Origin of the sequence: Leptolyngbya sp. DQ-M1 (genome assembly GCF_039962505.1) — a bacterium.
GTDB lineage: Bacteria > Cyanobacteriota > Cyanobacteriia > Leptolyngbyales > Leptolyngbyaceae > Leptolyngbya.
Genome location: NZ_JAMPLJ010000004.1, coordinates 379,594 through 400,444, shown reverse-complemented (window position 1 = coordinate 400,444; position 20,851 = coordinate 379,594). Strand labels below are relative to the sequence as shown.

19 protein-coding genes are annotated in these 20,851 nt (G+C 49.4%); 9 read left to right on the top strand and 10 right to left on the bottom strand.

Going from position 1 to position 20,851, the window contains the following annotated elements; translation table 11 throughout:
• The first annotated feature begins 1 nt into the window (after position 1).
• A complete protein-coding gene (gene cysW, locus NC981_RS15175) occupies positions 2–862 on the top strand; it encodes a sulfate ABC transporter permease subunit CysW (RefSeq protein ID WP_348243714.1) in 861 nt (286 codons plus the stop codon).
• A gap of 310 nt (positions 863–1,172) precedes the next feature.
• Here the strand turns inward: cysW and NC981_RS15170 are convergent, their stop codons facing one another.
• The 3 genes from NC981_RS15170 to NC981_RS15160 all read right to left on the bottom strand — a co-directional run bounded on the left by NC981_RS15170 (position 1,173) and on the right by NC981_RS15160 (position 3,727).
• Positions 1,173–1,388: a hypothetical protein gene (locus tag NC981_RS15170; RefSeq protein WP_199298601.1), complete on the bottom strand. Its 216-nt coding sequence runs from the start codon at positions 1,386–1,388 to the stop codon at positions 1,173–1,175.
• A gap of 125 nt (positions 1,389–1,513) precedes the next feature.
• Complete coding sequence (locus tag NC981_RS15165; RefSeq protein WP_348243713.1) at positions 1,514–2,842, bottom strand: TIGR03279 family radical SAM protein; 1,329 nt, start codon at positions 2,840–2,842, stop codon at positions 1,514–1,516.
• A 27-nt stretch (positions 2,843–2,869) separates the two neighbouring features.
• A complete protein-coding gene (locus NC981_RS15160) occupies positions 2,870–3,727 on the bottom strand; it encodes an undecaprenyl-diphosphate phosphatase (protein ID WP_348243712.1) in 858 nt (285 codons plus the stop codon).
• A gap of 294 nt (positions 3,728–4,021) precedes the next feature.
• Between NC981_RS15160 and NC981_RS15155 the strand changes: the two genes are divergently transcribed.
• The 4 genes from NC981_RS15155 (at position 4,022) to nadB (ending at position 8,097) form a co-directional block, all read left to right on the top strand.
• Positions 4,022–4,696, top strand: a complete 675-nt coding sequence (locus NC981_RS15155; protein WP_347272646.1) for a DUF3120 domain-containing protein — start codon at positions 4,022–4,024, stop codon at positions 4,694–4,696.
• A 140-nt stretch (positions 4,697–4,836) separates the two neighbouring features.
• Positions 4,837–5,856 (top strand): adenylate/guanylate cyclase domain-containing protein, encoded by a 1,020-nt coding sequence (locus tag NC981_RS15150; RefSeq protein ID WP_348243711.1) that lies wholly within the window; start codon positions 4,837–4,839, stop codon positions 5,854–5,856.
• 99 nt (positions 5,857–5,955) lie between these two features.
• The gene (gene psbU / locus NC981_RS15145) at positions 5,956–6,363 is read left to right on the top strand and encodes a photosystem II complex extrinsic protein PsbU (protein ID WP_190377773.1); all 408 of its coding nucleotides are present in this window, start codon (positions 5,956–5,958) and stop codon (positions 6,361–6,363) included.
• Between the two features lie 78 nt (positions 6,364–6,441).
• A complete protein-coding gene (gene nadB / locus NC981_RS15140) occupies positions 6,442–8,097 on the top strand; it encodes an L-aspartate oxidase (RefSeq protein WP_348243710.1) in 1,656 nt (551 codons plus the stop codon).
• On the opposite strand, the gene NC981_RS15135 is transcribed toward nadB, so the two are convergent.
• Together NC981_RS15135 and NC981_RS15130 are read right to left on the bottom strand one after the other, a co-directional pair.
• Positions 8,063–8,473, bottom strand: a complete 411-nt coding sequence (locus NC981_RS15135) for a DUF4079 domain-containing protein (RefSeq protein ID WP_348243948.1) — start codon at positions 8,471–8,473, stop codon at positions 8,063–8,065. The genes nadB and NC981_RS15135 overlap by 35 nt on opposite strands.
• A gap of 152 nt (positions 8,474–8,625) precedes the next feature.
• Positions 8,626–8,943: a DUF1830 domain-containing protein gene (locus NC981_RS15130; protein WP_242027052.1), complete on the bottom strand. Its 318-nt coding sequence runs from the start codon at positions 8,941–8,943 to the stop codon at positions 8,626–8,628.
• Between the two features lie 361 nt (positions 8,944–9,304).
• On the opposite strand from NC981_RS15130, the gene NC981_RS15125 reads away from it, so the two are divergent.
• From NC981_RS15125 to NC981_RS15110, 4 genes are all read left to right on the top strand, one after another.
• The gene (locus tag NC981_RS15125; RefSeq protein WP_348243709.1) at positions 9,305–10,876 is read left to right on the top strand and encodes a photosystem II high light acclimation radical SAM protein; all 1,572 of its coding nucleotides are present in this window, start codon (positions 9,305–9,307) and stop codon (positions 10,874–10,876) included.
• 30 nt (positions 10,877–10,906) lie between these two features.
• Entirely contained in the window at positions 10,907–12,301 is a 1,395-nt protein-coding gene (locus tag NC981_RS15120) for a DICT sensory domain-containing protein (RefSeq protein ID WP_348243708.1), read from the top strand.
• Complete coding sequence (locus NC981_RS15115) at positions 12,301–12,969, top strand: pentapeptide repeat-containing protein (protein WP_348243707.1); 669 nt, start codon at positions 12,301–12,303, stop codon at positions 12,967–12,969. The genes NC981_RS15120 and NC981_RS15115 overlap by 1 nt, the downstream gene beginning before the upstream one ends.
• 265 nt (positions 12,970–13,234) lie before the next feature.
• A complete protein-coding gene (locus NC981_RS15110; RefSeq protein WP_348243706.1) occupies positions 13,235–14,227 on the top strand; it encodes an endonuclease/exonuclease/phosphatase family protein in 993 nt (330 codons plus the stop codon).
• 3 nt (positions 14,228–14,230) lie between these two features.
• Here the strand turns inward: NC981_RS15110 and NC981_RS15105 are convergent, their stop codons facing one another.
• The 5 genes from NC981_RS15105 to NC981_RS15085 all read right to left on the bottom strand — a co-directional run bounded on the left by NC981_RS15105 (position 14,231) and on the right by NC981_RS15085 (position 20,797).
• Positions 14,231–15,418, bottom strand: coding sequence for a glycosyltransferase (locus NC981_RS15105; protein WP_348243705.1), 1,188 nt, complete (start codon positions 15,416–15,418; stop codon positions 14,231–14,233).
• 49 nt (positions 15,419–15,467) lie between these two features.
• Positions 15,468–16,775, bottom strand: a complete 1,308-nt coding sequence (locus NC981_RS15100; RefSeq protein ID WP_348243704.1) for an O-antigen ligase — start codon at positions 16,773–16,775, stop codon at positions 15,468–15,470.
• A gap of 35 nt (positions 16,776–16,810) precedes the next feature.
• A complete protein-coding gene (locus NC981_RS15095; RefSeq protein WP_348243703.1) occupies positions 16,811–18,100 on the bottom strand; it encodes a glycosyltransferase family 4 protein in 1,290 nt (429 codons plus the stop codon).
• Between the two features lie 56 nt (positions 18,101–18,156).
• Positions 18,157–19,509: a flippase gene (locus tag NC981_RS15090; RefSeq protein WP_348243702.1), complete on the bottom strand. Its 1,353-nt coding sequence runs from the start codon at positions 19,507–19,509 to the stop codon at positions 18,157–18,159.
• Positions 19,510–19,597: 88 nt separating this feature from the next.
• Entirely contained in the window at positions 19,598–20,797 is a 1,200-nt protein-coding gene (locus tag NC981_RS15085; protein ID WP_348243701.1) for a glycosyltransferase, read from the bottom strand.
• Positions 20,798–20,851 lie beyond the last annotated feature (54 nt).

Below are 20,851 nucleotides of genomic sequence, written 5' to 3'. Positions count from 1 at the left end.
CATGAGTACGATCGTTTCTTCGCCCCGCTCTAAATCAGGAGCGAAAAAGAAAACTGAGTGGGTGCCGATCGTGCTGATTACGATCGCGATCGGGTTTCTCGCTCTGATTATTTACATTCCTGCGATTAACGTTTTTTACCAAGCGTTTAGGAAGGGAATGGGGCCATTTCTGGCAAATATACGGCAGCCGAATTTTATTACTGCGGTGAGATTAACGATCGCACTGGCAGCCATCTCAGTCCCGCTGAATACCATTTTTGGACTGTGTGCAGCCTGGGCACTGGCGCGGAAACAGTTTCGCGGTCGTACACTGTTGCTTAGCATCATCGATTTGCCGTTTGCCATCTCGCCTGTGGTTGCTGGGTTAATGCTGGTGTTGCTGTATGGGCGAAATGGTTGGTTTGGACCTGCCCTGCAAGCGGCAGATATCAAGATTATCTTTGCGTTTCCGGGGATGGTGTTGGCGACGATGTTTGTGAGCTTGCCGTTTGTGGCGCGGGAAGTGATCCCGGTGCTAGAGGAAATTGGTCCAGAGCAAGAAGAAGCAGCAAGCACACTGGGAGCTAGTAACTGGCAGACTTTTTGGCGGGTCACATTACCCAGTATTCGTTGGGGATTGCTTTATGGGTTGATTTTGACCAACGCAAGGGCAATGGGCGAATTTGGTGCGGTGTCGGTTGTGTCCGGGAACTTAGCTGGAAAGACGCAGAGTTTGCCGTTGTTTGTGGAAGAAGAGTACAAGCAATATGCGACTGAATCAGCTTACTCGGCGGCGGTATTGTTGGCGCTGTTAGCAGTAGTAACGTTGGTGGTGAAGGAGATTATGCAGCGTAAAACGCGGGTTCAAGATGAGCAGGAATAGGAAATCATCGCGCTAAGTGTTCTTCAATCAAGCATTGGTGCTTCGTTTTAGGCGGTCTCAGCCCCCTGGATCTTTTATTCTGGGGGATTTTGAGAAAGATGAAGAAGGCTCGATCTCTAGAACGCTCTAATCGCAAAGTTGAGAAATGCTTTCTCAAGCAGAATCGAGCCAATGAAAGTCTTAATTAATCTCCTTAAAGTTCCCCACTCGTGGGGGATTTGGGGGTACAATCCACCCAAACCGAAGCAAAAAAAATCAGGGCGTAATACCCTGATCCATGTGAAGCGTTTATCAACGGAAACCTAAAAATCTATAAAAACATCCGAGAAGCGAACTTCTCAAAATTTGCTTGTGTTTGATGAAGGAGCTGTTCTCGACTATCTGGCGTATTCGTTAAGCTAGGAACTAGATTCCGGGCTTGAAGCGCCATATGCAATTGGAGATGAGCAACATACTCGCTGAATTCTTCTTGGGAAGCTGATTGTGTCAACGAGGTTTTTAATAACTCTGATGTGCGCGAATCCAAAGTGTTCTCTCCTAGACGATCGACAAATTACCGTCGGTGGTAGTCGAACGAAGCTGAATCATCCGACAGATTGATTATTCCAGCAAAGTTAGGGTTTGCGCCACACTTCTTCAAAGATGTTTACGTTATTCATTAAATTTTCTGATCAAACCTTCGATTCCTTCAACGATCAAGATCTTCGTGCTTAACTTTTGCTCAAGTTCTTCGACGCTCATATCGTCGAGAAATACAGCCTCACCCTGCTTGAGCATCACAGACGGCAACAGAATGCCATCGCCTAAATTCTGCCCCTGAAGCGCAATCAAGATGTCTCGACCCGTGAGCAATCCGGTTACAGTAATGCTTTGCCCCCAGTAATCGCTGTTGAGGGCAACCATGCGAACGGTTAAGCCTTCGACTTGATTGAAGCGATCGAGCAGTGGCATAAAGGCTTTCTCAACTGCATTTCCCAGAACCCAAATATAACTTCGACTACGTGTAACTTTCTTTGGCAATCGTTTTGCTGCCGTCTCAAATTCTTTTAAAAACAGACGAATGGAACCGACTCCGTTTCCAATCTGCGGATAGTCTCCGTAGTCTGCTTCAGGCGGTAAGTCCATTCCCGCGATCAAAAACCACTCGTCGGCTAACCAAACGATCGTCGCTCCGTATTCTTTCCGAAATCGGGCTTGCAGTGCTTGAACTTGGGCGATCACCTCTCGCGCCTTCTCTGGTGAAACGGGAATTAATTCATCTTCAGTTGGGCGAAATCGAGTTAAACCGACCGGGACAACCGCGATCGATGCCACCGCCGGAATTTCTTCTTTATGAAACTGGGCGAGATCTTCGATCGTCCGGGTGAGATGTTCGCCGTCATTAATTCCAGGACACAATACAACTTGAGCATGAACCTGTAAAAGCCGCTCTTGGAACCAGTGCAATTGCTCCAAGATTTGCCCTGCGCGGAGGTTCTTGAGCAAGCGAATTCTCACCTCTGGCTCCGTCGCATGAACCGAAACATAGAGCGGCGAAAGCCTCATGCGCTCAATTCGACTCCATTCGCGCTGAGTCAGGTTGGTTAGGGTGAGATAGCTTCCGTAGAGAAAGCTCAGTCGATAGTCATCATCTTTGAAGTAAAGACTTTCCCGCTTTCCGGGGGGCTGTTGGTCAATAAAGCAGAATGGACAGCGATTTGTACACTGCATCAAGCCATCAAACAAGGCTGTGTCGAACTCTAAGCCCAGATCCTCATCGTAATCTTTCTCGATCTCGATGTGATGGGTTTTGCCTTTCTGATCCAGCACTTCGAGTTCTATGAATTCGTCTGCACATAGAAACTGATAATCAATCAAATCGCGGGGCTTTTCACCGTTGATCGACACAACTCGATCGCCCGCTTCAAACCCAATTTCTTCTGCGATCGACCCTGATAATACACGGGTGATTAAAGCTGGACGGATAGAAAGCTCGCTCATGACTCGAAATTACACGGCTTTTCTAGTCTAAACTTCCTTCAAAACCTTTGTGGCGATCGCAAGCAACAACGTAATACCCAACGCCAAACGATACCAAACAAAGACCCAGGTACTCTGACGCTGAAGGAATTTCAACAACCAAGCGATCGATAAATACGAAAAGATAAACGCCGATACAACGCCCACAAGCAGCGGTAAACCTTTATCGGCTTCTTGTAGCACGTCTTGCGCTTGAACGAGAGTTGCAATTGCTAGCGTTGGAATGCCTAGTAAAAATGAAAATCGTGCGGCGGTCTCTCGACGCAATCCAAGAAATAACGCTGCGGTTAAAGTCGAACCCGATCGCGAAGCTCCGGGCAGCAAAGCAATCATTTGTCCTAAACCTACGAGAATTCCATCTTTAATCTCCAGTTCATCAAAGCCGCGTTTCCGAGTTCCAATTTTCTCTGCCAATCCAAGTAAAAGCGACATGACGATCGACATCGTGGCGATAATCATCACGCTTTCTGGCAGCATATTTAATTTCTTCAGCACAAAGCCCACTCCCAGTGCTGGAATTGTGCCGATCGCAATACCGACCAAAATTTTCCATTCCTCGCGATTCCAGTCTTTGCGCTTAAATGCCGTCAATGCGCCTGACAGAATTGCCCGGATATCTTTCCAGAAGTAAATCACTACGGCAATCACGCTGCCGAATTGAATCGCATCGATCGCGGCTTTATTCCATTGATTCTGCCAGCCGAAGATGTCTGTAAAAATAATCAAATGAGCGGTACTACTAATTGGCAAAAACTCTGTAATGCCTTGAACCAAGCCCAGCACAATGCCTTGAAACAAAGCAAAAAGACCATCGACCTGATTTGCAACGAGAAAAACTGGCATCATGCGCTTCCTTAAACCTACTGAGGGACAACACTCTCGCTGTGAGTTTACAGCCTTTCTAAAAAATGCTGATGATCAATTCCGAAATTCTTCAGCGATTTCCGTAAAATTCCACTACGATTAGAGGTATCCCCCCAGGGGGTATCCGCCGAAAGGAATGATTCAGCCTTTTCGATTGACAGCCTGAAGATTTCCTATGGTAGTGTTAAGTTAAGTTAACAAAATTAACAGGTTTAAGAATCCTTGCTTACCTATCCGCCCCATTCCAAAACCACCTACTCTCCAGAGGCTGAAGTGATTGCGGTTTCTGAATCTTCTTTCGTTGAGTGCTCTGCTCCCCCCCGTGGGCTTCTCATTTTCGGTGCATCGGTCTTTTTAGTTTCGGTTCCCGTTTTTTTTGAAGCTCCCCTTGTACGATCGCTCCCTCTCCTCTGCCTGATGCTAACTTCAGTCTGGGTTTGGCTCTCGATCGCACTTTCCGCAAAACCTCACACAAAGCACTGGGGCGAACTCCTCACAGGATTTACCTGGACTTGGTTGGCTGGATCGCTCTACTGGGGCTGGATGCGCTGGGAACCGACGCTGCACCTCCCGATCGAAGCCATTGGACTGCCGATCGCGATTTGGGGTCTCAGACAAAATTGGTGCAAGCTGGGAAACTTCTTCTACTTAGGCTCGCTGTTTGGGACTGCACTCACCGATCTTTACTTCTATCTCACGGATCTGATTCCCTACTGGCGCAAACTCATGCAGGTTGAACCCGATGCCGTTCAGCCTGTCTTTCAGCAAGCTCTGATTCAGATGTACACACCGTCGGGTATCTTCTGGGTGATTGTACTAGCAGCTTCATTACTCATTGTTGGTATGGCTTCGCTACGAATGAAAACAGCACCTTGGATTGCGTTTGGTGGCGCGGTGCTGAGTACAATCTTGGTTGACAGCTTATTTTGGGTTGCAGCGACCCTGGCATAGCTACTTAGAGTTCATGAATTTCTTCTAAGTAGCTACGCCAGAATTGCGGAAATTACGGGCAAAAATAATTTACCTTACTTTCATATTCCAAGCGCTACTACTGAAACATTTCCGCGTTGAGCGTTGCATCATAAGGGAGGATGCACTCTTTCCTTGTTGAGCCTGTGGTCATTCTCCAACCCATTCCCCACCTTGTGCTGCACAGCAGCGATCTGAATAGCCGCCAGCTTCCGTTGGTGGGAAACAATTGCTGGACGATCGGACGGAGCGAAGACAATACCTTTGTGATTCCCGATCGCTGGATTTCTCGAAATCACGCAATGCTGCAATCGATGGAAACCGGGGAATTTTACCTGATCGATTTGGGCAGTCGGAATGGAACTTTTGTCAATGGGCGACGAGTGAGTATCCCGGTCACTTTGCGGAATGGCGATCGTTTAACCTTTGGGCAAACTGAACTGGATTTTGTTTGCCCCCAAAATCGCCCAACCGCCAACGCTGACGATTCTGACTCTAGAGACTTCACAGCGACCGCAACCCTTCATGTCCGCCGTTTAATCTCAGTTTTGGTGATTGATATTCGAGACTTTACGGTTCTGACGCGCCAACTCGACGAGAAGGTGCTGTCTGAAGTGATCGGGACTTGGTTTCGGCAAGCAGGCAATATTATTCGGGAGTATGGAAGCTGGGTTGACAAGTATATTGGCGATGCGGTGATGGCAGTCTGGACGCACGGAGCGCAGGGAGTCGATCGAGATGAAGCACTGCGGATTTGTCAGGCGATCGCTGCACTACACCAGATGACCAGTAATCTGTATCATCAATACCCGCTACCCTTTCCGTTAAAGATTGGGGCAGGGGTGAATACGGGATTTGCGATGGTGGGCAACACTGGAAGCGGCGATCGACCAGACTATACAGCATTAGGCGACACGGTAAACGCTGCATTTCGGCTGGAATCCGCGACCAAGCAGCTTGGACTAGATATTGCTTTAGGTGAGCGAACTTATCAACATCTCGCGGAACAAATCGGCAATGTGCAGTTTTTGGAGCGCTACTGCGTTGACCTCAAAGGATATGACACGCCGACTCCGACTCATGCTTGCTCGTTTGCCGATCTCGATCGCTTCCTCCGAGCAACGCTAGGGACTGTCCGTTGATTTCGATGCAGCAAGATTCTCCGATCGTATCCGCAAGATGATAGGCTCTAATAAAAGCTGTGTATTGCGTTTGCTCGATCCAGTTGGGAGGGACTAACAATGAAACGTTTGATTCGCTTTTTGGCGGTTTTTAGTTTGGTGGTGGGCTGTCTGGGTTGGTTATCCCAAACCGCAGTCGCAGCAAACTTGAATAGAGTGACGGTGTTAGCGGCAGACTACCGCAACGTCGTGGAAGATAAAATGGCGACCGAGTTCGGTAAGAAGCTCGATTTGAACAACACGAATGTTCGTGCTTTCCGCCAACTGCCGGGATTGTATCCGACTTTGGCAGGCTTGATTGTGAAAAATGCGCCTTATGAATCGGTAGAGGATGTACTCAACATTCCAGGCTTGAGCGACAAGCAAAAGGAACTTCTAGAAGCGAATTTAGATAACTTCGTGGCGACTGAAGTGTCTAAAGAGCTAGTGGAAGGGGGCGATCGCTATAACAACGGCATTTACCGCTAATATAGTTTTCACTTTGTAGGCTGACGCTCTATGCAGGGTTTAATCTGCATAGAGCGATTTTTTATTTCAGGGAAAGCGATGTTGCAATCTGCGTATGATGTGTTGGTGGTCGGGGCAGGCGCGGCAGGGTTATACACAGCGCTCTCGCTGCCCCAGCATTACCGAGTCGGTTTGATTACGAAAGATAGTGTGGCTCGCTCTGCCAGTGATTGGGCGCAGGGTGGGATTGCGGCGGTGATCGACCCACAAGACTCGGCTTCGCTCCATATTACCGATACATTAGTTGCGGGAGCGGGCTTATGTGACGAGGATGCGGTTAAGTTTTTAGTTGAAAATGCGGCGGAATGTATTCATCATCTGGTTGATTTGGGGGTGGCGTTCGATCGTCACAATCATCAACTAGCGCTGACCTTAGAAGCAGCTCATTCCCGGCGGCGAGTGCTTCATGCGGCAGATACGACTGGGCGAGCCGTAGTGAGTGTTTTAGCCGAACGGGTGCTAGAACGACAGAATATTCAGGTTTTAGACCAAACCTTTGTGCTGGATTTGTGGTTGGATTCGGAAAATCAGTGTCAAGGCGTTTGTTTGATTTACAAATCTGAGGTGCATTGGGTTCGTGCTCAGGCAGTGATTTTGGCAACTGGGGGAGGGGGACAGGTTTTTGCTCAGACGACCAATCCGGCGGTGAGTACCGGGGATGGAGTGGCGATCGCGCATCGAGCCGGAGCGATTCTGCGCGATTTAGAATTTATGCAGTTTCATCCGACGGCGTTGACCAAACCGAGTGCGCCAAGATTTTTGATTAGTGAAGCAGTGCGGGGAGAAGGGGCGCATTTGATCGATCGCTCCGGGTATCGGTTTGCGTTTGATTATCATCCTTCGGGTGAACTGGCTCCCCGTGATGTGGTGAGCCGCGCTATTTTCAATCACATTCAAAAAACTGAAGCCGATCCTGCGACTGCTACCGTTTGGCTGGATTTGCGCCCGATTCCCACCGAGACGATTCAGCATCGATTCCCAAACATTATTCAGGTTTGCCAAAAATGGGGAGTCGATGTGTTCAAAGAGCCGATTCCTGTTGCACCCGCAGCACACTACTGGATGGGGGGAATTGGGACGGATTTAGAGAACCAGACTTCGATCGCGCATCTCTATGCCGTAGGTGAAACTGCAAGTACCGGAGTTCATGGAGCCAATCGCTTGGCAAGCAATTCGCTGTTGGAATGTTTGGTGTTTGGAGCGCAGTTCCGATCGCTATCGCTAGACCCGATTTCCGCAGCCCCTCTAAAAGCGGTTGAAACCTTGTCAGTTGAGTTCGACCCGGAGCCAATTGGGCAATTCCGTGCTGCTTTACGTCGGTTGGTTTGGCAGAGTGCAGGAATTTCGCGAGAGCAGAAAACGCTAGATGCTGCGATCGCTCAAGTTCAATCTTGGCAGCAGGAATTTCTGCAACTGCCGCTGAGCCAGCTTTTATGCAATTTCAAGCTCGATCGCGCTCTTAAGCTGAATCTTTCTGCTCAAGATCTTCGATCTTGGGGTGAACTGTACAACTTATTCGATATTGCGGTGTTGATCCTAAAAAGTGCAGCGCTCAGAACGGAAAGTCGCGGCGGACATTACCGATCGGACTTTCCTCAAACGTCTGAAACTTGGCGAGTCCATACGATCGTCAAACAAAATCACTGGACAACTGCGCCCGTTAGAGATATTTCTGCACCACCTGCCAACCCGTGATCGATACCCAGACGAGGCTCAAACACAGCAAGAAGTTTACGCCTACATGCACTGATCGCGCCCAAGGCTGACTCGGAATTTGCACCGCGCTCCAAGCCGAGAGAAATATGAGTTCTACCACTGCCAGCCCTGACCAAAGATGGTTAGAATGCCCTAAACTGCCGTAGTGACCTAGCGTTCCAACGATCCCAATGCCGAGTAAAACTAGAACGAGAACCGCGATCGCAATTCCTACACCGATATGGATCGATCGCAGTCGCTTCGCTCCAAACAGCAACTCTGATCCAGTCGCAACTTGAACCAGATACGCGGCGATCGTTAGACCCATTGCCCAAGCTGCAATCCGCCACAGCCAAATAAAAGAAGGTAAATCCAAAGCCTTCACCGAACTTGTCTTCTTCATTGTGCAAAAAAACAGCCACGATCGGTCATGGCGATCGTGGCTATTGGTTTGAAATCAGTCTTTTAACCCGTAAGCGGTACTCTTAAGCAATGACTAATCTTAAAGAAATGTAAGTATACAAAGCTTTATGAGTCTGTCGAAGCCATTGCTAATCCTAGAGGTTTGGAAAACGGTTCGTCCTCGCCCTCCTCGCTCACCATCAAGCTTGAACAGGGAATAGTGTCCGACAAGATCGCGCTTGCCATCATTCCTGTATGAATTTCAAGTTGAGCGTTTGCGCTCGCTTCAAAAAGCAACCGTTGCCCCGGAAAAACTACACGCTCAAAATACCAATTCGGTACATTTGTAATCCGAGCAATTTGAATTTGACTTGTTGCATTCACATAACAACAAAGAATGGGATCAGATCCACCCAATGGTAGAGGATCAAGAGTTTGAGGCATGGCAGTTAAAGACCCTACGTTAAATAACAGGCTGTTTCTGAACACTAACACTGGGCGATCCCTGACGACTGTAAACGCGATTACCAATGTTGCTTTTTAAGACGATTTGTGCGTTGAAATTGAGCCATATCAAGCGATTAACAAACAATTAAGTCTGCTTAATTTCTGAATACTGAATACAACAAACTTGCATTCAATATTTAGTAAGAAAAATTAATCATGATTGACGACTGCGCTTCTGGAGATAAAACTGGCGCTTAGCCATGCAGAGAACTGAAGTCAGTGATATCGTAAAGTTATGTGAAATAAATTCAGGATCTCGATGCAGGATCTTGCATCGGGTGACTGTGAGTAAAATGCTATGGAAACTCGAATTCTCTACGTTCGACTGCCTTGTAATCCCATTTTTCCGATCGGCGTGGTTTATCTTGCCGATCATGTTCATAAACAGTTTCCAAACATTACGCAAAAGATTTTTGATTTAGGCACGGTTCCGCCCCTGGATTATGTCTCAGCGCTTGATGCTTGCATTGATGAGTTTCAGCCCACTTTGCTGGTGTACTCTTGGCGCGATATTCAGATTTACGCTCCGGTCGGTGGACGGGGAGGCAACCCGCTTCAGTATACGTTTGAATACTATTACGCCTCGAATCCGCTACTGAAAGCGCGAGGCGCAATGGGTTTACTCCGAATTGCATCAGGCTATTACGGGGAACTGTGGCGCAATTCTAATCTGATTCAACGCGGCGTGAAACGCGCCAAACGCTACAATCCCGATGCGAAAGTGGTTGTGGGTGGCGGTGCGGTGAGCGTGTTTTATGAGCAAGTGGCGAAAAGCTTGCCAAAGGGCACGATCGTCTCAGTCGGTGAAGGTGAAACACTGCTAGAGAAATTGCTGCGGGGTCAGGATTTTCTCGATGAACGCTGCTATATCGTGGGTGAAACGAAGCCCCGCGATCGCATGATTCATGAGTTTCCAACTCCGATCGAAAAAACTGCCTGCAACTACGGTTACATCTCTCAGATTTGGAAAGAGTTTGAATATTACTTTCAGTCTCAGGATTTCTACATCGGAGTGCAAACGAAGCGCGGCTGTCCGCATAACTGCTGCTACTGCGTTTACACGGTAATTGAAGGGAAGCAAGTGCGGATCAATCCCGCCGATGAAGTTGTTAAAGAAATGAAGCAACTTTACGACAAAGGCATTCGTAATTTCTGGTTTACCGATGCTCAGTTTATTCCAGCTCGGAAATACATGGATGATGCGATCGAACTGCTGCAAAAAATTGTCGATGCAGGCATGACGGATATTCATTGGGCAGCTTACATTCGCGCGGACAATCTCACGCCGCAGCTTGCGGATTTGATGGTCAAAACTGGAATGAATTACTTTGAAATCGGCATCACGAGCGGATCTCAAGAACTCGTTCGTAAAATGAGAATGGGCTACAACCTCAGAACCGTTCTAGAGAATTGTCGCGACCTCAAAGCCGCCGGATTTAACGATCTCGTTTCCGTGAACTATTCGTTTAACGTAATCGATGAGCGACCGGAAACGATTCGCCAAACGATCGCCTATCACCGTGAACTCGAACGCATTTTTGGAGCAGATAAAGTTGAGCCTGCAATCTTCTTTATCGGTCTGCAACCGCACACCCATCTAGAAGAGTACGCTTTCAAAAACGGCATTCTTGAGCCAGGATACGACCCAATGAACGTCAAACCCTGGACAGTCCGAAAACTGCTTTGGAATCCAGAACCGCTCGGCTCATTCTTTGGGGAAGTGTGTTTGCAAGCATGGAAACGCAATCCCAATGATTTTGGGCGCGAAGTTATGGATATTCTAGAAGAAAGACTCGGATGCGCCGACCTTGAAGAAGCGTTAACCGCGCCGATCGACAAGCCCAACTCTCAACTCGTTACCGCCTCTTAATTCCCTCGCTTTCTTACTTCTCCCACTGATATGCTGGAAGGTTCGATTCTCAATGATCTCCGAGTGGCTCACCAACCGGGAGCGATCGGCAAGCGCCCCCTTAATTTTGGTGTGTACTACAAAAACACGCTCGTTTCGCTCTGTCACGCGCTGGAAGACTGCATCCTCAGTTGCTCTAGTGCGCCGCTAGTGATCACTGCCTTCCAACGGGGAAAATGGTACCTCGCAGAAGCCGATCGCTACGGTGAAATCGCCGATCATGCTCAACAGATTGTGATCATGGCTTCTGGAGATACAGGCTTTGCGGAACATCCCACTAGCCAGCGATCAAATGTGGCATTAGTTGAACTGGAAAAATCCGATCCGGTGGCGCAAGAATGGCACTTGATGATTCTGGCTCCTTCCTATACTGCGATGGTGCTGTGTCAGGAGCTGACACCGGAAGATTACGGGGTACAAGGCGTTCCGACTGAAGATCTAGAGCGGAAATTTTACGGATTCTGGACATTCGAGGCGGGGTTAGTTGAAGAAACGGTTAATATTGCGATCGCTCATATCGAGCGGTACAATCCCGACTTGGCAAATCAACTGCGATCGCGAGTGGCTGAAATTTCTGTTCAAACTAGCGAACAAGACGAGATTTATCAAGCCGTTTCGATGGTCGTGAACTATCTTCAGGTGGGACAGGAAGATTTGCGAGCGCGCTCAAAGCACGAAGCATTGGATAACAATCTGACTTCCAATGAGCTTCAAGCCTTTCTCCGACTGGCTCAACTGATCGATCAAACCGATATCAGCAATCCAAATGCGGCGGCTGAAGTGGCAACCTTGTCTGAGGCAATGGCGCAACTGCTCGATCTTCCCGCGTGGCAGTTGAATCGATTAAAACTCTCAGCCTTGCTGCACCGATTAGCATTCCTGCGGCGAGCGGATAGTGTTTTGAGCCCAGGAAGTTTTGGACGAATTTCTGAGCAGCAAACCGAAGAAGCGCCTTGCTGCCCGATCGTTCCCGGTGCTCAAATTTTGCGGAATATGGGACGAATGAACGCGATCGCCACGATCGTCACGCACCAATCTGAGCAATGGAACGGGCAAGGACAACCCGCCGGACTTGCAGGCGATGAGATTCCCCTAGAATCAAGAATTCTCGGGTTACTGGCAGAGTTTCAGCAGCGAGTCACCCAGGAGCAATCAACGAATCCTGAGACGGCTTTGAACCATGCCCTTGCTCAATGTCAGGCAGAAGCAGGCGATCGCTGGGATAGCAAGCTGGTTGAAGCTTTGGGTCTTTTAGTCAGTGCCATGCAGCAAGGATTGAGCTTACCGATTCAAACTCCCAAAATCGCGGCTGGAATGTGGCTTCTGGATTCACACTCGGATGACGAGCTGTTAGATTTGTCTGACAAAGTAACGGAGCAGGTGTGATGGACATTGGGGCAATTCGATCGGGGAAAGTCAAACAGCTTGCAGGTGCGGATCTCCAGGATGAAGATCTCTCGAAAGCTGAATTAAGTGGTGCGAATCTTGCAGGTGCAAAGCTCTCTGGCGTAGATTTCACAAACGCAAAGTTATCCGGTGCCGTACTAGACGGTGCGAACCTAGTCGGGTGTCAATTGATTGGCACAGATTTGCGGGCGACCTTGACAGGTGCGAACTTGATGCAGGCAGATTTAACCGAGGCGGATCTGCGCGGGAGTAACTTGCGGGGTGCGAACTTGATGCGATCGCGCCTCACTCGTGCCAACTTAGCGGGTGCATTCCTCAGTGGCACAAATTTAATGGGAGTCAGTTTACAAGGCGTTGATCTGCGTGGGGCTGACCTGCGGGGTGCGAACCTGAGCGGTGTTAACTTGCACGGAGCAAACTTGTGCCAAGCCGATCTGCAAGGCGCACAACTCACCGAAGCAAACTTAGAGGAAGCTGACTTACAGGGAGCGAACCTAGCAGGCGCAAACTTGGCAGGCGCAAATTTACTTTGTGCTGACCTCCAGGACGCAAATCTTGAAGGCGTGAACTTGATCGGAGCTTGTACGGTCGGAACAGCGATCGATCAAGCGAGCAATCAAGGCGCGATCGCCTCTAAGCTCTCTTAGCTATCGGCTGGTAAGCTGGTTACAGGCTGCATAGTTGCGAGACCAAGGTGGAGTAGCGCATCTTGAATAATTAGATCCGGCGAGATTTCTGTAAACATCTGCACGCTTTGCCGAACTGGGTTGATCGCTTTGGGATCGTCGAGCAAATCGCGAATTTCTTCACAGAACGGGAGCGATCGCCGAATCTCGTAATTTCACCCCTAAGGTGGAATCGCTTAGATAGAACGGGAAGCTTAGAACTGTTGGCAACAGTTCAGAAATGTTTATGCCTATCTCTTCCCGTCTTTTATCGATCACAGGCTGGAGCTATTTGGTGAGTCTTTTGCTGTGGTTGAGCTTTCGTTTGCTGTTTTTCGATCGCTTCTGGTGGTTAGCGCTGCTCAATACAACTGCACCATATCTGTTCTTGCCGTTAGTCATCCTTCTGCCTTTGGCGCTTTGGCATCGAAGGCGAACACTATTTTTTGGGATGATTCTGGGTTGTCTGCTGTTTGTGATGTGGGTACAACCTCGACTGCACTTTTTCTCTAAGGCTGTACCCACAACTCCAGCAGGTTCGCTACTTAAAGTGATGACGTTTAACATACTGTGGAGCAATCAAGACTACGACAAGATTGCACAGATGATTCGTCAAACAAAACCAGATTTGATTGGGGTACAGGAGCTACAACCGAATCAGCTATCCAACTTGCTCAAAGCGATCGCTCCAGACTACCCGCATCACACAATTCATCCGGTCGATCGCTTTCATACCGTTGCATTGTTTAGTCGCTTGCCCATTGAAACCGCTAAACCCTTACCTGAACCGCCGGTAGAACGCGGAATTCAAGCGATAGTCCGCATCGGGGATCAGCACCTCAATGTTTTAGTCACGCATCTTGCTCCGAATAATATGCCACTATTGCCGATCGATCAATTTATTGCTGAAACTCGCGATCGCTATGCACGCCGAGCCGCAGAAGCGACTTATCTCAAAGAACTGGTACAGCAGCGATCGCTGCCCACCCTGATGCTGTGCGACTGTAATCTAACCGACACTTCTGAGGCTTACCAACAGCTACGCAAGCACCTCAAAGATAGTTTTCAGGAGCGAGGTCAGGGATTAGGACACACACTCTTTATCAGTGGTGTACCCTTTCCAGTTCAACGAATTGATTACATTTGGCACAGTGAGGAGCTTGAAGCGATCGATGCCTCTGTTGCTCCCGATGGCGGCTCGGATCATCTCCCAGTCGTCGCGACCCTAAAGATTCGCTAGGGATTATTTCAAATCAGCGTGTCTGCTGAAATGAGTTCCAACTGATGCAGTTAGCTCGCTGATTGCTTGCTTCACTTCGTTTAAGAACAATGTTTGTCGATCGTAATACCACTGCTGAGCTTCTTGAGCGGCTTCTGGTGATTGTTCAGCGTTAATCGCTGCCATCAACTGTTGAGCAAAGCTTCGCGGCAGATCCGCGATCGCCACAGTTTGCGGCGGATTAGCAATGCCTCGCAGCGCGATCGCAGTCGCTACAATATGAGATCCCGAAGCGATCGCATCCAACGTCTTGATTTGAATTCCACCGCCGCTCAAGGTCGGAATCGCCATCACTCGCGCCTGCATCATAAACACCTGCGAATCTTCGACAAATCCTTGATAGACCAGATTCGGATAGCGATTGCTCAGCCAATCTGCTCCTCGACCCGCGACGTGAATAGTGAGCGACTCTGGAAGCAATGGATACACCGCTTCTAAAAACCATCGCAACCCTTCTTCGTTTGGCTTCCATGCCCAGCTACCAATAATGCCAATGTCAAACATCTTCGCAACAGTTTCAGTCTGTCTGCTGACAAACCCCGAAGGCAAGCTCAGCGTTCTTGCCTTTGTGAATTGAGCAAAATAGTTCGCATCATGCTGCGTCAACGCCCAGACTTCTGCGACTGAAGCTGCCGTTTTTGCTTCTAGCGCCTCAACGGTTGCAGCTTCACGTCCGTAAACCCACTTTGCCAGCCTATTGCTTGATCGCTGATAGTGTTGGCGATACATATCATGTTCTAGATTGTGAGCCACTAAAATCACTCTGGGATGATCAATTACATCGAGCAACCAGCCAAGCTGGGCGTGATCAATCACGATCGCATCATACACCTCAGCCGACAACAGCGACTGAACTTGCTTGATATAGCGGCGTGTGAGATATTTCGCGGCAGAATAAGGCATCCGCTTGATCAGGCTCAGCGCAAACCAGCCCATTGCTTTGAACTTTGCTTTTTTCGTCTCAACAGCACGATCGGCAACGAGTACCTCATGCGCTGCCTTGTGTAATGCACCATCCTCTTTTCGACCATAGCCCAGCACAGTGACCGTGCATCCCGCTTGCTGCAGCGCCTCGACGATGTTTTGAGACGCAATTTCACTGCCATGCAGCTTACGAGCAGGAAGTACAGTGGTGAGAAACAGAACTTTCATGATGATTTAGCTTGGTGAATATAAAGGACAGAAAAGACAGTCAAGGCAACTATGATCGCTGAGGATAAGGGTTCGGAGACAATGCAGCATTCTGGTCAAAATCCGAGGAAGGACTGCCTAAACGATCATCGATCTTGAGGCGGCGATACTGAAGCGCGATCGCGATCGCAAAAGAGACAAAGATACTCCATTCTCCCCCGGCACTCGCCACGCTGAAGCTATCCGCGGAATTAATGCAAGCTGCAAGAATGAGCGATTGAAACACCCAAAACAGTTCTACAGTTTTGAGCCGCAACAGCAAGTAAAACGCTCTGAAAAACAGCGTACACAAGCTAATGAGATAAAGCGTGAGTCCCACAATACCTAACTGTAGAAATAGTTCAAGAAAACCATTGTGAGCATTAAAGCGAACGCCAGCCCGAAAAGAATTCACTGCCCAGGTCTGCGTCAGAATTGGATAAGCTGCACCAGAAGTCCAAAATCCGGAGTATCCATGCCCCAGCCAAAAATGCTCTAATCCCTTCTCTAGCACCATATTCCAGATGGGAAGCCGCCCGTTAAATTCAAGGTTCTTACCCAATACATCGACCACAATGAACTGCAAATTCAAGAAGATTGATAGGGCGACACCTAGACTTACGGCGAGAACGATCGCCGTTGAAGCCACGCGCAGCCTGTAATCCTGCTTGAGAATGCTGTAAAGCGGAAAGAGATACATCGTGATCAAGAGCGCTGCCAAAGCAGTTCTGCCTCGACTCAATAACAACAGCGCCACTGCAATTGCACACACGCTCCAAATCAGCCAGCGCCATCTGGAGCGCTGCAACCCCAGCAGCGTCAGCAACAGAATGGCAGATGTCATTTGAGCCGCAAACAGGTTCTTGAACCCAAAAATACCCTTCCAGGCTCCGATAAATTCACCATCTGTTTGGATGCCATACGTGGGAAAGGCAACCCCTGCGATCAAGCTCAAGACAGCAGCGATACCAAGAACTTTAGCGAGTAGCCGCATTTCACCGCCCAGACCAAAGCGCACAGCAATGTAAACACCGAAAACTCCGGCTCTTATGAATGCTTTGGTTTCGTCGCCCGTGACCTCCGGAGCCATAGACCAAAACACGGAGACAAGCGCCATGACATGTAGCAGCAGCAGAGGAATGTCTCTGGTCATCGCGAACAAGATTTTCTTCCAACAGCCTGAGACTAAAATCAGAAATGCCAGAATTGGATAGCTTATTAGGTTGGCGATGCTCACTGCTTGCGGGGGAAGCGCGATGCCTAAGAAGTACGCAAAGAAGAGTCCAGCGAGCCAGGGTTCTAATTTCTGGATGAGCAGTAGTAGATCTTTGAGTTTCAAGGGTCTGCCTCCGGTTCTAATCTGAGTAACGGGTTTTAGTGTCGCTTGCGATCGTTGCTCTGTAGGATATCTTCAAACAGAGACTGATAGCGATAGGCTTGCTGCGCTTGGGTAAATTCGTGCTCGACTTTTTCGCGAGCACGATCGCTTAATCGACGATGACGATCGCGGTTTTCAAGTGTCCAGGCAATCCCCAGCGCTAAATCGTCGATCCAATAAGGCTGCGCCAGATAGCCCGTTTTCTGATGCTCAATCAGGTCGGGCATTCCGCCAATTTCAAATGCAACACAAGGCGTTCCACAAGCCATCGCTTCCATGATCGTATTGGCAAGATTCTCCTGCGTCGATGGCAGGATAAACACATCTGCGGCGGAGTAAATCAAAGACAGCGATAAGTCATCGCGAAAGGAACCGAGGTAATGGGTTTTCATCCCGAATTCGGGCGGATGCTGCGGACGATCGGCACCGAACACTACTAATTCCAGCGATTCACTCCATCCTGCCTGTGCCAAACTCTGGAGAGCAGGCTGCAACAGATGAAAGCCTTTACGCCGATCGCTCGTCGCTGCCATCGCCCCAAACAGCGCTAGATGCTTGTCTTGGGGCAGACCCAAGGCTTCACGGGCAAGGGTGCGGCTGATCGGTCGGTACCGGGTGATATCTAAACCGTTGGGAATCACTTCAATCCGCGAGTTGCGAAACAGTGAACTCGATCGCGCACAGTCTGCCAGCCATTGGCTCAGCGCCACGATTGTCAAGTCGATCGATTGCCAACTACGGGCTTTGCGCTGCCAGATTGAGCGCGATAAGTCCCGCGCTTTGGAACTCTGCAACTGTGGACAACTGCCGCACGATTGCGTGTAGCGATCGCAGGACAAGCCCCCTGTTGAATCACTTACACCCGTATAGTGACAGCCGCCAGTGAACGCCCACATATCATGCAGCGACCAGACGATCGGACGATTGAATCGGGCGATCGATTCAATCTGAATAAACGCATCGTTAATCCAGTGCAAATTCACCAAATCTGGATTGATCCGATTCACACGAGCAGCGACGGTTTCTGGTAGCCACTGCACCGAAAAGGTCGTGGGCTGGCGCTGGCGATAGCGTTTTAAGGGCAGTGCATCAAAGGTCAACCTCGCTTTTGCGATGCCTTGTTCAAGCTGCGTTCGAGGCGCGACGATCGACTTGTCCCCGCTCGTCTTTGCCTGCACGAGCATCTGAGACGCTACCCCAATCTGGTGCAGCCCCTGATGCAGTCGATACGCCGCTCTTGCCGCACCGCCTTCGACATCATAACTACTTGCCAGTAAAATCTTCACGCTCCCTCCATGATTGTGGCGACTTCCTGAATCGCTCGTGCTGCTGCTTATCTCGGTTATTGCTGCTTGCCCAACGAAAATCTGAGCGGATTCGGGATAATTTTCAGCGTTTGATAAGTGCGAGTGCTAAAAATGGCTCCCCGGATGATGAGGCTAGTGGCAGTGGCGATCGCGGCCCCCTCTAGCCCAAAGCTTGGAATCAATAGCGCGTTCAGCACCACGTTTAAGCCCGCCGTTATCCCTGTGCCGATCGCGGTTTCTCGCTCTCGTCCTGTCATCAGTAGGAGCAATCCAGATAGCTCAAGCGGTGAACTGATTAAGTAACCGAGGCAAAGAATCGTCAGCGCGGCTTGCCCTTGAAGAAATTCTGAACCAAAAATTAGTAAGAACCAATGTCCAAGTACAATCAGCGAGGTTGAGATTGCACCGCAGGCAAGAAACAGCATTCGAGCACCGCTGTGTGCCACCTGCTCCACTTGTGATAGATTTCGCAGTGCATAAGCTTGCGCGATCGCAGGCCCGGTTGCAGCAGAAACGGCTGCTAAGCTGAACTGGATCAACTGCGCTCCTCGCCCAACCACCGTGTAAATTCCTGCCGCACTGGTTCCTTTCATCGCGCCTAGCATCAGCACATCGATTTGCTGATTGATCGTAAACATGGCAACGATCGCTAAAAACGGCAAGCTGCCCTGAAACCAAGCGTTAGTGTGATAGACCGGGGAAGCTTGCTTTGTCTCAACAGGCAATGCGGCATGAAGCTGCTGTGAGCCAATCCAATAGGCCACGCCAACCGTAAGAACATAGATGCCCATGACGGAATACACCGTGATGAACGGGCGGTGAAAGACAAACAGCAGTCCGAGCAAAACTAGGAATAGAATCGGCTTGATCAACAACTCCGGGAAGTCGCTTTTGACGACCTGATTGAGTCCCCGCATACTGCCTTGCCGGAGTGCTGTTAATGTTCCCAAGGGCAGAGAAAACAGACAAAGCCAGAACACCACCAGCGTTTCAAAACTGGCGCGGTTGAGCCACCAAGCAGTGACAGCACCGATCGCACCAATTGTAATCGACAGCAGCAGCACCATCTCGTTCGCTCGCCGCAGCAATCCCTTGAGTGCTCCCCAGTCTGAGTTCGCGTGATAAACCGCAACCTCACGCACAAGATATTCGGGTAAGCCTAAACAGGCGGGCACTCCGAGAAAGCCGACCCAGGTAATTGCATAAATATAGTCTCCATAGCCAGAAGCCCCCAAAGCTCTCGCTAGACAGACATTCGTGATGAAGGCGATGCCGAGCGAAATGACTTTTACAGCGAACGATCCAGCGGCTCGTTTTGCGATTGAATTACGAAGCGCGATCGTTTTAACTTTTCTCAAGCCTTTGATCAGTGAGCTTTGATTCAGCACTCGTGCATCCCCATATCAGTGTCGTCAGTCAATCTGTTATGTGTGCAACCCAGATGCTCAATCCAAGCTGCTTTAGAATTTCTTTCAATCAACGCCCCGCTCTTACCGGAGCCGCGGGTTGGCTTGCACGATTGGTTTGTTCAAGCATTGCCTGGCTCAGTTGGTGGAGCTGAGTTTTTCGATGCTGCATCTGCGGTGTTGGCGGTAAACCAACCGTTGCAAGGATCTTCTCCCAGCGATAAACCCAATCGTGCTTCTGCAAGGCGTGAGCCGCATTGTTGACGTGAATTTGATTGAGGCGATCGGGCTGAGCCTCAAGCTCCGCTAGGAACTGGGCGATATCTGGCGCATGAAACGGCATCGGAATCACTGCATCCGGCCAATCAAAAAGCTGCTGGAATTCCTTGCTCTGGGGCGCACAGCCGATCATAATTGTTCCTGCTGCCGCGCCTTCATAAAAGCGGTAGCCAATTTCCTGAGCAGATGAGGATTTATCTGGCTCATCGGCACAGGCATAGTTCGTAATGAAATAGCGACTTCGTTTCAGCAGATTGGCGTACATGCTGCGATGCTCCTGCGGCACCATGGTTCTTAGGTTTGAGCCAGTATCGTAGTAGTAAAAGAAGTTTGCGCTTTGGCTGAGTTCGAGCAGTGCTGCATGAGTAATCTCCGATCGCCGTCCTAATGAGGCGAGATCAATACTGCGCTTTGGTAGACCCAGGGACGGGGAGAATTTTAGGGTATCGAGTCCGAAGGGCATCCAAGTGCAAGGACGGCGAGTATAGTAGCTCATCGGCTCAACGCTGTTTGTTGATCCCATCAAGATGGCATCAAATTGCTTCAGGGGTTCTAATAGATGACGGCGCTTGTGCAGCCATTCATCGTTAGGCCAGGATTCGGTGATGAAGCAAATCGCAGTCTTACATCTGCTGCGCCAGTTTTTTAGAGACTTTAGCGCTTGCAGTTCAAAGATGTTTCTAAGTACGACAAAGAATAAATCGTAATCTTGCTCAAGGGTCTGAACTGCGTTGAATGCAGGCGTGATCCACTGCGATAACCGTCGCGATCGCGTAATTTTGTACGCTGCCGTGTACATCCGGCGAGAGCGATCGGGAGCACGATCATAAGTGAGTAAGTCTGCTTGATCAAAGTCGCTAATGAGATCTTCAATCTCATAAATCATGGCATCGGTGACGCGATCGCGCACATTCCGTGCGGACAACAAACAGACGCGAGACTGTTGTTCAGAGGCGGGGTGGGACAGTTTGTTTTCTACAACAAAGTTCACTGTATTTATCCTATGCTTTAAAGTTGACAGCATTTCTAGATTTGCCCACAGCCG